Origin of the sequence: Thiothrix winogradskyi (assembly GCF_021650935.1) — a bacterium.
Lineage (GTDB): Bacteria > Pseudomonadota > Gammaproteobacteria > Thiotrichales > Thiotrichaceae > Thiothrix > Thiothrix winogradskyi.
Window position 1 is genome coordinate 2,370,001 of sequence record NZ_CP091244.1, and the last position, 12,372, is coordinate 2,382,372.

Below are 12,372 nucleotides of genomic sequence, written 5' to 3' on the forward strand. Positions count from 1 at the left end.
TCATGCTTCCCCACAGATAAATCCCTTATGACGCCGGTTGCGCGGGTTGTTCCGCTGCTGATTGTTGTTTCTGGATGAAGGCACTCAAGGCTTCAGCAGTGACAACCCCCGGCTGTACCGCCAGTAATTTGCCTTGTGGGTTGTACACCATGAATGTGGGTGTGCCGATGAAGCTTTCTTTGGCGGTGGTGTACAGGTACTTGTCGACTTCTGAGGGGTTGCTCAATAAGTTGCTAAAGGTTAAGCCCTGTTCGTCGATGAATTTTTCTGCATCAGCTTTGCCGCTGGTGTCATCCAGTGAAATGCCGATCACGTCAACTTCGGGGTTGGTCGCCTCAAAATCCACGGTATGGTGAGCACTGGCGCGGCAAGCGCGGCAATCGGATGCCCATACCTTCATTACCGTCCATTTGCCTTTGCCGACGAGTTCTTCAAAGGTAACGGTTTTGCCGTCCAGCTCGCTCAAGGCGGATGCGGTCGTGGAAAATAGCGCCCCGTGTGCGAATAGTGCGATAATCAGCGCTTGTTTGATTGGTGACATAAAATCATCTCCTGAAATTAGTTGATTGCTGGTTTTGTTTTACGTAACCGCTGATTGTATGGATGCATCTGATGCCGACAAGTTCTTTTTTACCGATAAAGTGTGTGTTATTCGATTTGGATGGCACGCTGCTGGATACGGCTCCTGATTTATTAGCCGCATTAAACGCGGTATTGGTTGCCGAGGGGCGCGAACATTTTACTCTTTCTCAAGCACGTCACACCGTTTCCCACGGCAGCATTGGGATGTTGGAATTGGCGTTTGGAATCGAACAAAGTGCCGCCGACTTACAGCGTCGCCGCGAGATTTTTCTCGATTATTATCAGGCGAATATCAGTCGCCATTCGTGCTTGTTTGAGGCAATGCCTGCCGTGTTGGAAACCTTAGAGTCGGGTGGAATTCCGTGGGGTATTGTTACCAATAAGCCGGAATACCTGACGTTTCCCTTATTGACCGCCTTGGATTTGGATACCCGTCCGGCGTGCATTATTGGCGGGGATACTTTGCCCGTGGCGAAGCCGCACCCGGAACCCTTGCTGTTGGCGGCGCAACGCTGCGGCATTCCACCCGCGCAATGCCTGTATGTGGGCGATGCGGAACGTGACATCTTGGCAGGGCGCAATGCCGGGATGCAAACGCTGATTGCCGAGTGGGGCTATTTGAATGCAAACAATGAGCATCGTGCTTGGCCTGCGGATGGCAGCGTGACGCATCCGGCTGAATTATTGGCGTGGTTGACTTGATGGAGAGTGCTTCGTTTCAATTGGGCGGGTTCATTGACGACAATATTGTGGTATTCACGGCGCTGATTATGTTTGCGTTGGGGGTGTTGCTTGCTCATTTTATTTACAGCGCACCGTTGCGGCAGGCGCAGCGTGAAGTCGAGCGTCTGCAACTGTTGCGGCAAACCGAAGAGCAAATCAATGAAGAACGTTTGCGGATGTTGGATGATGCGCAAGACCGCTTGCATCATACTTTTGCCTCGTTGTCGCAGCGGGCATTGCGCGATAATAATACCCAGTTTCTGCAATTAGCACATGAAACGCTGGGGCGGTTTCAGGTGGAATCGCGCACGGATTTAGAGCAGCGTCAGTTGTCGATTCAGCATTTGGTTGACCCGATCCGGGATGCACTGGCAAAAACTGAGGCGCAAATTCAGCAGATTGAAAAAGATCGGCTCACCAGTTTTGGGGTTTTGAGTCAACAGATTCGCGGCATGATGCATGACCAAACCGCCTTGCGCGATGAAACCGGGCGATTAGCATCAGCGTTGCGTACTCCGGGGATTCGTGGGCAATGGGGCGAGTTGAGTTTGCGGCGCATTGCCGAATTGTCTGGCATGGTCGAACACTGCGATTTCGTTGAGCAAACCCAGCGCAGTAATAGTGACCGCACCATTCGCCCGGATATGGTGATCCGAATGCCGGATGCACGCGAAATGATCGTGGATGCGAAAGCGCCGATGGATGCTTACCTTGACGCGGTGAATGCTGATAACGAAGACAGCCGCAAGCGCCATTTGCAACGCCATGCCCGCCATGTGCGTGATCATGTTAAAGTGCTGGCAGGGAAACGTTACTGGGAGCAGTTTGAGCAATCGCCGGATTTCGTGGTGCTATTCATCCCCGGTGAACAATTTCTCGGCGCGGCGTTGGAGCAGGATAAAACCTTATTGCACGACTCCCTGAATGACAAGGTGATTCTTGCCACGCCCTCGACCTTGGTGGCACTGTTGCGGGCAGTTGCCTTTGGTTGGAAACAGACGGTTCTGGCCGAAAATGCAAGTAAAGTCCGCGATTTGGGTGAAGAATTACACAAGCGCTTGACGGTTTTTCTTGACCATCTGGAGCGTTTGGGGCGTAATCTCGGCAGCAGCGTGGATACCTACAATAAGGCGTTAGGTTCGCTGGAACGCAGTGTGTTGCCGGGGGTGCGCAAACTGTCGGAGCTGGGGATTTCTTCGGGGCGGAACATTACCGAGCCGGTGCCGGTCGAAGCTGTGCCACGCCATCCGTATATCAAGGATACTGAAACTGATGCTGAAACCGATTAAAACGCGCTATTACCTGACTTTGTTACAGATGTTGGTGATCCTGTTCCTATTGGGTTTAGTCGTGCTGCTGAACAAAGAACAAGTGGCACAATTTTTCTATTCGACGCAAGCAGGACAGTTGGGGCTGGTGCTCAACGGGATTATTTTGCTGATTTTCCTCGCCGGATTGGTGCGCATGATTTTTATGTTCCTAGGGTTTACCCGCGAGCAGGATGTATTGCAACGCTTTTTGAAGCGCGTGGAGGAAAATGCACCGAATCCCGCTTACGGTTTGCCGGAATCCGCGATCATTGTCGATCGTTATCATGCCATACACACGATTGCCCGCCAGCACGCAGCGGTGAATCAGGCAGCATTGGCTTCTACCTTGGCAGCGGGCATGTCGACGCAATTTACCTTGGTAAGATTCGTGCATAACATTTTGATTTTAGCGGGCGTGTTTGGCACGGTGGTGTCGTTGTCGATTGCCTTGATGGGGGCAGCAGGCTTGCTGGATTCGCCGGAAAACATGCAGCAAATGGGGACGATTATCGGCGGTATGTCGAATGCTTTGAGTACCACCATTACGGCGATTGTGTGTTATGTATTCTTTGCGTATTTCCACTTGCGCCTGCAAGATGCGCGGACGCAATTGCTGGCAAACGTTGAAAACGTGACCACGCTCTATATTCTGCCGCGCTTTAAACATGCCGAAAATAGCTTGATGCATGATGTGGCAGTATTAACAGCGGAATTGCGCAAAGCCGCTGAAGCTATCCATGTGATTCAGGATCGTTTCTTACACGCGGGCGAACGCCTGCAATTGGCTGCCGATGATTTGCAGGTGGCAGTGAGCCAGAGTGGGGACAATATTCGGGTAATCCGCGATTCAGTTCGGGAAGGTTTCCGCCTTGACGATAAACCGAAGGGGTAAGGCATGAGTGACGGGCATTTTTCCTTCGCCTCGCTGATCAGTTCGCGGGATGAATACGAGGAAAGTTTCTGGCCATCCTTCACCGACATTATGATGGTCATTACCATGATTTTCCTGATTATCACGGTAGCGGTGGTGCTGACCAATACGCGCTTGCTGGACAATTTGCGCAATAGCGTATTGGCTGAACAGGCGGCGCAAGTCGACGCCCAAAAATCCGCACTCGAAGCGCAGCGTGCCGCCCAAGAAGCGCAACGTGCGGCGTTTGAAGCACAAAAAGCTACCCAACAAGCCGAATTCCAACTTCAGGCGAACGCCACCCTAGAAGAGCAGCTTGAGTATTTGCAACAGCGTTCCTCCAGTTTGGAAATGGAATTATTGCGCAGTCGGGCAGAAACCGAAGCTGCCCACAGTACCAGCACCGAGAAAGATGCGGAGCTGGCACGTTTGCAAACCCTCAGCCGTGAACAGGCGGATACGCTGGGCTTGCGCGACAAAGCGATCATTGAATTGCAAACCAATTTAGACGAGAAAAGCTCACAAGTGGTTGGTTTGCAGACCAAAGTGGATGAAAGCGAGAAGAAGTTGCTGAGCCTGCAAGGTGAATTCACCGAACTCGATCAGAAATACCAAAAATTGCTCAAACCCGCCCGTTCTGCCAAAGGCAAACAAGTGGTGGAAGTGGTGTACAGCAAAAACGGTTACAGCATCCGCAAGCCGGGGGAAGCGGCGGTGCGTGGCGTCAACCGTTCCGCTTTGGACAGCGAGTTAAGTGCGCTGAAAGCCCAGCATGGCACGGAGTTGTATGTGAAGGTCATTATTCCTGACAATAGCGGCTTGTCGTACAACGAGGCATGGCGGTTTACCAGCGAAATGCTGAAGAAATACGACTACTATTCTGAACCATGAGTTACGACATTTTCCGCTGCCGCAAGGCTTCGTACAGGCACACGCCTGTGGCCACCGACACGTTCAAGCTCGACACTTGCCCCGCCATCGGGATTGAAATCAAGTAGTCGCACGCTTCTTCGGTCAAACGGCGGATACCAGCCCCTTCCGCGCCCATGACCAGTGCCATTGGCCCTTTTAGATCGGCTTGATACAAGGTTTGCTTGGCTTTGTCGCTTGTTCCCGTCAGCCAAATACCGCGACTTTTCAGTGTTTCCAGCGTGCGAGCAAGGTTGGTGACGGGGATAAACGGAATGATCTCTGCCGCACCGGAGGCGACTTTACGCACGGTTGGGGTGATGCTGGCAGCATTATCCTTCGGGGCAATGACTGCGTGCACGCCAGCACCTTCGGCGGTACGCAAACACGCGCCCAGATTGTGCGGGTCTGTGACACCATCCAATACCAGCAGAAACGGCGGTTCGCTCATGCCGTCGAGCATGTCGTAGAAGTCATTTTCTGTCCACGCTTTGAGTTTGTAATACTCGGCAACAATGCCTTGGTGGCGGTTATTGCCTGCCAGCTTGTCGAGCTTGTCAGCTTCGGTCAGCAGGATACGCATTCCGCTTTCTTCCGCCATCTTTTCCAGTTTTTTCAGGCGGTCATTGCGGCTGCGTTTGTCCAGCCAGATTTGTCCGAGGTTTTCGGTATCGTTGCGCAAGGCGCTTTCAACGGCATGTACGCCGCAAATAATCGATTTTGACATTAGGCGATCGGTTTCTTCTTACGGGGTTTTTTGCTTGCCGGTTTTTTAGGGCTGGCTGGTTTCTGGCTGGTGGTCGGGTCAGACTTTGACGCGCGTTCCGCTTTGCTTTTGCCGGTGGGTTTGCGGCTTTTGCTGCTGGGCTTTTTGGTGCGTGTTGCCGCAGTTTCACCATCGGCTTTGGCGAGTACGAAGTCGATTTTGCGTTCGTCCAAATCGACCCGTGCCACGGTGACGTTGATGGTATCGCCAAGGCGGTAAATGCGCCCGGAGTTTTCACCCGTCAATTGGTGATGCGCGGCATCAAAGTGGTAGTAGTCGCTGGTCAGGGCGGTGATGTGAATCAAACCTTCCACGAAGATGTCTTTGAGTTCGACAAATAAGCCAAAGCCCATGACGCTGGTAATGACACCGCTAAAGGTTTCACCAATGTGTTCTTGCATGTATTCGCATTTGAGCCAAGCGGTCACGTCGCGAGTGGCATCATCGGCACGGCGTTCGGTCATGGAACAGTGTTCGCCAAGGGCTACCATGTCTTTGTGCGAATAGTGGTAGTCTTTGACCTTGCCACCGCGCACTAAATGGCGAATCGCACGGTGTACCAGCAAATCGGGGTAACGCCGGATCGGTGAGGTGAAATGCGCGTAATACGGTTGCGCCAAGCCGAAATGTCCCTCTGAATCAGGGCTGTAGACCGCTTGCGACATGGAGCGCAGCAATACGGTCTGGATCATGTGCCGGTCAGGGCGGTCGCCGAGGCTATTCAGCAACGCGGTGTAATCGTTTGGCTTGGGTTCGTCGCCGCCACCCAAACTTAAGGCGAGACTGGCGAGGAATTGACGCAAATCCGCGAGCTTTTCCGGTGTGGGGCCTTTGTGGGCGCGGTGAAGTGCAGGGATTTTGTATTTGCTGAGGTAAGTTGCCGCGCACACATTGGCGAGAATCATGCACTCTTCGATCAGTTTGTGCGCGTCGTTGCGTTCGGTCGGGACAATCGCTTCGATTTTGCGCTCGGCATCAAACACGATGCGGGTTTCGGCGGTTTCAAAGTCGATAGCACCCCGACGGTCACGCGCTTTGCGCAGGACTTTGTACAGGGAATAGAGGTCGTCGAGGTGTTCGCAGAGTTCTGGCGAATGGTTGCGACGTGCATCCATGTCGCGGTCGACCACGATTTTTGCCATCTCGGTGTAGGTGAGACGGGCAGCGGAATGCATAATGCCTTCCACGAATTGATAGCTGATCAGCTTGCCGCGTGCGCCGATTTGGATGTCGCAAATCATGCACAGCCGGTCAACGTGCGGGTTAAGGGAGCACAAGCCGTTAGACAATATTTCTGGCAACATCGGGATGACTTTGCCGGGGAAATACACCGATGTGCCGCGTTCGGTGGCTTCGCGCCCAATCGCGGAATCGGCTTGCACGTAATGCGATACGTCCGCAATCGCTACCAGTAAGCGCCAGCCGTTGCCGTCACGTTCGCAGTAAACCGCGTCGTCGAAGTCTTTGGCGTCTTCGCCGTCGATGGTGACGAAAGGCGTATCGCGCAGGTCTTCGCGGCGCGAGTCGGCTTTATCAGCTTCGGGTACTTCGTAGCCGAATTTGTCGGCTTCTTCGGTGATGTCGCTTGACCAGCCATGCGGCAGTTGGTGGCTGCGGATGGCGACGTCGATTTCCATGCCGGGAGCCATGTGGTCGCCGAGTACTTCGACGATTTTGCCGGTGGGCTGGGCGCGTTTGGAAGGTTGTTCGACAATCGCAGCGACGACGATTTGACCGGGTTTGGCGTTGCCTGCGGCATCCTGCGGAATCATGATGTCTTGGCTGATGCGTGAATTGTCAGGGGTGACAAAGCCGATATTGCCTTCCATGAAATAGCGCCCGACGACTTGGGTGGTGCCACGTTCCAGTACTTCGACCACAGCACCCTCACGGCGACCTTTGGGGTCGAGACCGCGCACGCTGCACAGGGCGCGGTCGCCGTGCATCAGGAGTTGCATTTGCTTGGCGTGGAGGAAGAGGTCGGGTGTGCCATCATCCGGTTTCAGAAAGCCGAAGCCGTCGGGGTGCCCGATGACGCGCCCGGCAATCAGGTCGGTGCGTTCAATGGGGACGTATTGGCGGCGGCGGTTATAGAGTAATTGCCCGTCACGTTCCATCGCACGCAGGCGTTTTTTCAGGGCATCGACATCACGTTCGTCGTGCAGGTGCAACGCTTCGGTGAGGGTGGCAAAGTCCAGCGGCTGCCCTTGTTCCGTCAGCAGTTGCAGGATGACCTCGCGGCTGGGGATGGGGTTTTCATACTTTTCGGCTTCGCGCTGACTATGGGGATCGTTGAACTTCAAATTGTGTCCTTGTGTGGTTTGTCTTTTCGTATGGGTGCAGTGTACCAAAAAAATGTAATAAAAACGCGGTTTGGTGTTTGACAAGATGCGGTGAGCGCTATATATTTCGCGTCTCGCAAAGCATTACTGTTTTGTGAATTGCCGAGATGGCGGAATTGGTAGACGCGCTAGTTTCAGGTATTAGTGGGGGCAACCCCGTGGAGGTTCGAGTCCTCTTCCCGGCACCAAATTGAAAGGCTAGTCAGAAATGACTGGCCTTTTTTATTTCTAAGCTCAGATCCACAACGCTGTCAGCGAAATTTCTATCGCATCGAACGGTGGAATACGCGCCGTATCGTCATTGCCCCATGCACCCAGCAAAATCCAGTGACCGCCAGATGATTGGTAGGCTTCTAGGGTTTTGTGTTCGGGGTCTACTATCCAGAACCATTCTACGCCTTCGGCGCGGTAGATCGGCATCTTCAGGATTCTGTCTTTGCTGGCAGTGGAAGGGGATAGCACTTCACACACCCAGTCGGGGGCAAGTTCCAGCCATGCGGTATCCGGTAGCGTTGGCAGGCGTTCACGTCGCCAGCCTGCCAAATCGGGAACAAGGATGTGCGGTTTGCTCCCCAGATGAAGTTCAGGTTCAAACAAGATTAGCCAGCCGTCAGTGTCCTTATTTCCTGAGTCGAAAGAGCTGCCGACTTGGCGATCAAGTATGGAGGATGCGCGTGCATGGCGAATGGCAGGGCGGGGCATGGTGTGCAGTTCGCCGTTGAGGATTTCACCCGTTAAGTGTTCGGGCAGTTGCAAAATATCTGCATAGGTTGCAGGTGGGGTGCCACGCTTTGCTGCTTGAGCCATTGCCGGATGTCCTGTTGTCGTGTGCCGTCAGTATCTTGAGGATAGCACTCACGTCTGTGTTTTCAAATAGGGCTTGCCGTGCCAGAATTGCTGCCGATACCCCTCCATCGGAATATGATTTGATCACTTATAACCCTCCCGCTCACGCCGGTTTGCACATCCTCTACCTCGATGATTCCATTATCGTGGTCGATAAGCCTGCTGGTTTGCTCTCGGTTCCTGGTCGTGGTGACGGCAAGCAAGATTGCATGGTTGCTCGTGTACAAGCCGAATTCGCTGATGCACTCATCGTGCACCGTCTGGATATGGGAACGTCAGGCATTATGGTGATGGCGCGTGGCAAGGCGATGGAACGTGCCTTGAGCATCCTGTTTCAAACGCGGCAAGTGCATAAACGTTATGAAGCAGTGGTGGCAGGGCAGGTTACACCGACCCGTGGTGAAATCCATTTACCGTTGTTGACGGATTGGCCGAACCGACCGCGCCAAATGGTGAGTTTTGCGTTAGGCAAGCCGTCGTGTACGCGGTATCAGGTGCTGGTTTACTATGCGGAAACCGATACCAGTCGGGTGGCACTTGAGCCAATTACGGGGCGTACTCACCAGTTGCGGGTGCATTTGCAGGCGTTGGGGCATCCGATCTTGGGTGATGAGTTATACGCGAGTGCGGAGGTATGTGCCAAAGCGCAGCGTTTGCTGTTACATGCGGCGTGGATTAGCTTCCCCCACCCCTTGACCGCAGAGGTTTTGAGTATTAACAGCCCAATTCCTTTCTAAATGCTGGTATCCTCCACGGGATTGCGTCAAAATCTGCGCAACCGTCAGCGGGAACTCTGTGGGCTAACCGTGTTCTAACCCGTGACGGTATATTATAAATTATTGAGGTGCTTATTATGAAAACTTCCATGCGTACTTTGTTGATTGGTGCTGTGTCTGCTGCATTACTGGCTGGTTGCAGTCCTTCTGGTGAAATGACCCGTGCACAACAGGGTGCGATAATCGGTGCGTTGGGTGGTGCGGTGATCGGTAAAAATACCGCGAACAAAGACGACAAACGTGCCGTAGCAGGCGCTATTATCGGTGGTGTGGCAGGTGCTGCTATCGGTAATTACATGGATCAGCAAGAAGCGGCATTGCGTCAGCAAATGCAAGGCACGGGTGTCGAGGTAACTCGTCAGGATAATAATATTGTCCTCACCATGCCGGATGCGATTACCTTTGACTTCGGTCAGGCTGGGGTCAAGCCACAGTTCTATGGCGTGTTGAATAATTTGGCGACCACCTTGAACCAATTCCCTGAAACCCGTGTGCAGATTGCCGGGCATACCGATAATGTCGGTAGTGATGCCGCCAACCTGCAATTGTCACAGCAACGGGCTAACAGTGTGCGTTCTTACATGGCGAGTAATGGCGTGAATGCACAACGTATGCAGGCGGTGGGTTACGGTGAAAGCCGTCCTCTGGCGGATAACAGCACTGATTATGGTCGTGCGCAAAACCGCCGTGTTGAAATTACGTTGATCCCTGTTCAACAGTAATTCAACCACAATAGTCGGAAATCCGGCACATAGACTATAATCCGTTATATTATGAAGGCTCCATAGGGAGCCTTCTTTGTATAAAAAAATGGACTTAACGTGCGGGAACAAATTCCAAACATCATCACAGTGATTCGTATCCTTTCTATTGCGCCGATTTGTTGGTTGCTATGGAAGGGTTCTTATGGTCTTGCCCTGACATTATTGGTGCTGGCGGGTTTGTCGGATGCCTTAGATGGGTTTTTGGCACGGCGCTATGGCTGGTTTACGCGCTTAGGGGCGATTCTTGATCCGGTGGCAGACAAGCTATTTGTGGTTTCCGTGTTTATCGTGTTTGGCTTGAAGGGCAGTTTGCCTTGGTGGTTAATAGCGTTGGTGATCGGGCGCGATGTGGTGATTGTGTTAGGTGCCATTGCGTATCGCTTAGTCATGGGTGCGTTGGATATGCGCCCGCTGGTGATCAGCAAGCTCAACACCGGGTTGCAGATTTTTCTGTTGGCAACCACGCTGTTGCACGTGGCAATCTATGCATTGCCGGATTGGTTTAATTTGGGCTTGCAGTGGGCAGTGGGCGTGACAACGGTGTTGAGTGGGTTTGCCTATGTGTTGCTGTGGAGCCGTTATGCGTGGAGGAAACGTCGAGTATGATACTCAGTGGACGCTGGTTTTGGTTAGTGACAGGGAGTATTGCCGTCGCATTGCTGTATGTGCTTGCTCCGATTTTAACACCTTTTTTGGCTGCGGCATTTTTGGCTTATTTGGGCGACCCGCTGGTTGACCGCTTGGAGTCGTGGAAGTTGTCACGTACCTTCTCGGTGGTGGTGGTCTTTTTAAGTATCTTTCTGTTGCTACTGCTATTTTTCTTGTTTTTAGTGCCCGTGCTGGAAACGCAGATGAAGTTGTTTATCAATAAAGTCCCCGCTTATCTTGATTGGGTGGTGACTGTTTTGGGACCTTATCTGCACCAAAAGTTTGGGGTTGATACCACTGTTTTGGAAGTCGACCATATTAAAAACGTGATTGCGACACATTGGAAAGAAACGGGCGGGTTTATTCGTAATGCGATTCAAACCATTTCTAAATCTGGTTTTGTGGTATTGGGTTGGGTGGCAAATCTGGCGTTAATTCCGATTATTACGTTTTATTTGTTACGCGACTGGGATCACATGGTGGCGTATATCGACGATTTATTACCGCGTGCGGTCGAGCCATTGGTGGCTAAATTGGCGCGTGAATCCGATGATGTCTTGGGGGCATTTTTGCGCGGGCAGTTGTTGGTGATGCTGGCGTTGGCGGTGATTTATTCCATTGGATTGTCGCTGGTGGGCTTGGAGTTCGCTTTGCTGATTGGTTTGATTGCTGGGGTGGTGAGTTTTGTTCCTTACCTCGGTTTGATTGTCGGTGTGGCGATTGCAGGCATTGCTGTCCTGTTCCAAACTCAGGATGTCTTTGATCTGTTTTGGGTATTCGCCGTATTTGGGGTTGCACAGATGATTGAAGGCACTATCCTAACCCCGTTATTGGTGGGGGAACGGATTGGTTTGCATCCCGTGACCGTGATTTTCGCCGTGTTGGCAGGCGGGCAATTGTTTGGCTTTTTTGGGGTGTTGTTGGCATTGCCGGTGGCTGCGGTATTGGCGGTGATCATGCGGCATCTCCACGATTCTTACAAACAGAGTCAGATTTACAGCATTAATCATCCTGAGCCATTGGGCGTGATTGATTTGGACGATGGCAGTAATGAGGTGAAAGAACAGGCATGACGCAACAACTGACCTTGAATGTGGGAATGCGCGAAGGTCATCGTTTCAGTTCATTTTTTGTGACGCCTGAAAATGCTGAGTTGCTGGGGATTTTGAAAAACGGTTTTGAACGTGAATTCCCACAAATTTTTTTGTGGGGCGATACCGAAGCTGGGAAATCGCATTTACTGCAAGCTTATTGTGAGCGCTATTATCAGCGCGGTTTAATGGCAGCTTATGTGCCGCTGGGCAGTTGCGCCCAATACGGTCCCCGCGTGTTAGCCGGTGTCGAGGGCAAACATCTGGTCGCGGTGGATGAACTCGATGCGGTAATTGGGCAACGTGATTGGGAAGTGGCGTTGATGAACCTGATCAATACTTGCCGCGCTAATTATCAGCCGCTGATGATGGCAGCACGCCTTAATCCCCGTGAAATGGCTTGTGTGTTACCCGATTTTTCCTCACGTTTGCTGTGGGGCGCGGATTATCGGGTGCATCCGGTGCAGGGCGGGCAATGTTTGCAAGCGATGGCATGGCGTGCCCATCATCGTGGCTTTGAATTATCAGAACACGTCATGAAATATATTGAGCGGCATTATCCACAAAATATGACTACCCTCATGGCAATGCTGGATCAGTTGGATGTTGCCAGCTTAACGAGAGGGCGTAAAATTACGCGCGAATTTATCCGTGAAGTGATGCAAAAAAATGCCAATGCATTACCGTTAAAACCAGGAGATTGAT

General features: G+C 52.3%; 13 protein-coding genes and 1 tRNA gene. 10 read left to right on the forward strand and 4 right to left on the reverse strand.

Annotated elements, in window-relative coordinates; translation table 11 throughout:
• Window positions 1-25: 25 nt before the first annotated feature.
• A complete protein-coding gene (locus L2Y54_RS12150) occupies window positions 26-541 on the reverse strand; it encodes a TlpA family protein disulfide reductase (RefSeq protein WP_236496376.1) in 516 nt (171 codons plus the stop codon).
• A 71-nt stretch (window positions 542-612) separates the two neighbouring features.
• On the opposite strand from L2Y54_RS12150, the gene gph reads away from it, so the two are divergent.
• The 4 genes from gph to L2Y54_RS12170 are packed head-to-tail and all read left to right on the forward strand — an operon-like array spanning window position 613 to window position 4,416.
• Window positions 613-1,284 carry a phosphoglycolate phosphatase gene (gph, locus tag L2Y54_RS12155; RefSeq protein ID WP_236496377.1) on the forward strand — a complete coding sequence of 224 codons (672 nt, stop codon included), beginning with the start codon at window positions 613-615 and terminating at the stop codon, window positions 1,282-1,284.
• Entirely contained in the window at window positions 1,284-2,594 is a 1,311-nt protein-coding gene (locus L2Y54_RS12160; protein ID WP_236502029.1) for a DNA recombination protein RmuC, read from the forward strand. The genes gph and L2Y54_RS12160 overlap by 1 nt, the downstream gene beginning before the upstream one ends.
• On the forward strand, window positions 2,578-3,507 hold the full coding sequence (locus L2Y54_RS12165; protein ID WP_236496378.1) for a hypothetical protein: 930 nt from the start codon (window positions 2,578-2,580) through the stop codon (window positions 3,505-3,507). Before L2Y54_RS12160 ends, L2Y54_RS12165 begins: the two co-directional genes overlap by 17 nt.
• Window positions 3,508-3,510: 3 nt before the next feature.
• Window positions 3,511-4,416, forward strand: a complete 906-nt coding sequence (locus L2Y54_RS12170) for a hypothetical protein (RefSeq protein ID WP_236496379.1) — start codon at window positions 3,511-3,513, stop codon at window positions 4,414-4,416.
• A 1-nt stretch (window position 4,417) separates the two neighbouring features.
• Here L2Y54_RS12170 and rlmB read toward each other — a convergent pair whose 3' ends face one another.
• Both rlmB and rnr read right to left on the reverse strand, forming a co-directional pair.
• On the reverse strand, window positions 4,418-5,161 hold the full coding sequence (gene rlmB / locus L2Y54_RS12175; protein ID WP_236496380.1) for a 23S rRNA (guanosine(2251)-2'-O)-methyltransferase RlmB: 744 nt from the start codon (window positions 5,159-5,161) through the stop codon (window positions 4,418-4,420).
• Window positions 5,161-7,503 carry a ribonuclease R gene (gene rnr, locus L2Y54_RS12180; protein ID WP_236496381.1) on the reverse strand — a complete coding sequence of 781 codons (2,343 nt, stop codon included), beginning with the start codon at window positions 7,501-7,503 and terminating at the stop codon, window positions 5,161-5,163. The genes rlmB and rnr overlap by 1 nt, the downstream gene beginning before the upstream one ends.
• 140 nt (window positions 7,504-7,643) lie before the next feature.
• Between rnr and L2Y54_RS12185 the strand changes: the two genes are divergently transcribed.
• A tRNA-Leu gene (locus tag L2Y54_RS12185) sits at window positions 7,644-7,730 on the forward strand.
• Window positions 7,731-7,776: 46 nt separating this feature from the next.
• Here L2Y54_RS12185 and L2Y54_RS12190 read toward each other — a convergent pair.
• Window positions 7,777-8,349 carry a Uma2 family endonuclease gene (locus L2Y54_RS12190; protein ID WP_236496382.1) on the reverse strand — a complete coding sequence of 191 codons (573 nt, stop codon included), beginning with the start codon at window positions 8,347-8,349 and terminating at the stop codon, window positions 7,777-7,779.
• A 119-nt stretch (window positions 8,350-8,468) separates the two neighbouring features.
• Between L2Y54_RS12190 and L2Y54_RS12195 the strand changes: the two genes are divergently transcribed.
• The 5 genes from L2Y54_RS12195 to hda all read left to right on the forward strand — a co-directional run bounded on the left by L2Y54_RS12195 (window position 8,469) and on the right by hda (window position 12,371).
• A complete protein-coding gene (locus L2Y54_RS12195; protein ID WP_236496383.1) occupies window positions 8,469-9,125 on the forward strand; it encodes a pseudouridine synthase in 657 nt (218 codons plus the stop codon).
• 116 nt (window positions 9,126-9,241) lie between these two features.
• Complete coding sequence (locus L2Y54_RS12200; RefSeq protein ID WP_236496384.1) at window positions 9,242-9,886, forward strand: YiaD family glycine zipper/OmpA-like lipoprotein; 645 nt, start codon at window positions 9,242-9,244, stop codon at window positions 9,884-9,886.
• Window positions 9,887-9,985: 99 nt separating this feature from the next.
• Window positions 9,986-10,534, forward strand: a complete 549-nt coding sequence (locus tag L2Y54_RS12205) for a CDP-alcohol phosphatidyltransferase family protein (RefSeq protein WP_236496385.1) — start codon at window positions 9,986-9,988, stop codon at window positions 10,532-10,534.
• The gene (locus L2Y54_RS12210; RefSeq protein WP_236496386.1) at window positions 10,531-11,649 is read left to right on the forward strand and encodes an AI-2E family transporter; all 1,119 of its coding nucleotides are present in this window, start codon (window positions 10,531-10,533) and stop codon (window positions 11,647-11,649) included. Before L2Y54_RS12205 ends, L2Y54_RS12210 begins: the two co-directional genes overlap by 4 nt.
• Window positions 11,646-12,371 (forward strand): DnaA regulatory inactivator Hda, encoded by a 726-nt coding sequence (hda, locus tag L2Y54_RS12215; protein ID WP_236496387.1) that lies wholly within the window; start codon window positions 11,646-11,648, stop codon window positions 12,369-12,371. The genes L2Y54_RS12210 and hda overlap by 4 nt, the downstream gene beginning before the upstream one ends.
• Window position 12,372: the final 1 nt, after the last annotated feature.

Excerpts from the sequence above, each read along its gene's own strand:
- L2Y54_RS12150 (WP_236496376.1), bottom strand. The coding sequence starts at position 541 with ATGTCACCAATCAAACAAGCGCTGATTATCGCACTATTCGCACACGGG.
- gph (WP_236496377.1), top strand. The coding sequence starts at position 613 with ATGCCGACAAGTTCTTTTTTACCGATAAAGTGTGTGTTATTCGATTTG.
- L2Y54_RS12160 (WP_236502029.1), top strand. The coding sequence starts at position 1,284 with ATGGAGAGTGCTTCGTTTCAATTGGGCGGGTTCATTGACGACAATATT.
- L2Y54_RS12165 (WP_236496378.1), top strand. The coding sequence starts at position 2,578 with ATGCTGAAACCGATTAAAACGCGCTATTACCTGACTTTGTTACAGATG.
- L2Y54_RS12170 (WP_236496379.1), top strand. The coding sequence starts at position 3,511 with ATGAGTGACGGGCATTTTTCCTTCGCCTCGCTGATCAGTTCGCGGGAT.
- rlmB (WP_236496380.1), bottom strand. The coding sequence starts at position 5,161 with ATGTCAAAATCGATTATTTGCGGCGTACATGCCGTTGAAAGCGCCTTG.
- L2Y54_RS12190 (WP_236496382.1), bottom strand. The coding sequence starts at position 8,349 with ATGGCTCAAGCAGCAAAGCGTGGCACCCCACCTGCAACCTATGCAGAT.
- L2Y54_RS12200 (WP_236496384.1), top strand. The coding sequence starts at position 9,242 with ATGAAAACTTCCATGCGTACTTTGTTGATTGGTGCTGTGTCTGCTGCA.
- L2Y54_RS12210 (WP_236496386.1), top strand. The coding sequence starts at position 10,531 with ATGATACTCAGTGGACGCTGGTTTTGGTTAGTGACAGGGAGTATTGCC.
- hda (WP_236496387.1), top strand. The coding sequence starts at position 11,646 with ATGACGCAACAACTGACCTTGAATGTGGGAATGCGCGAAGGTCATCGT.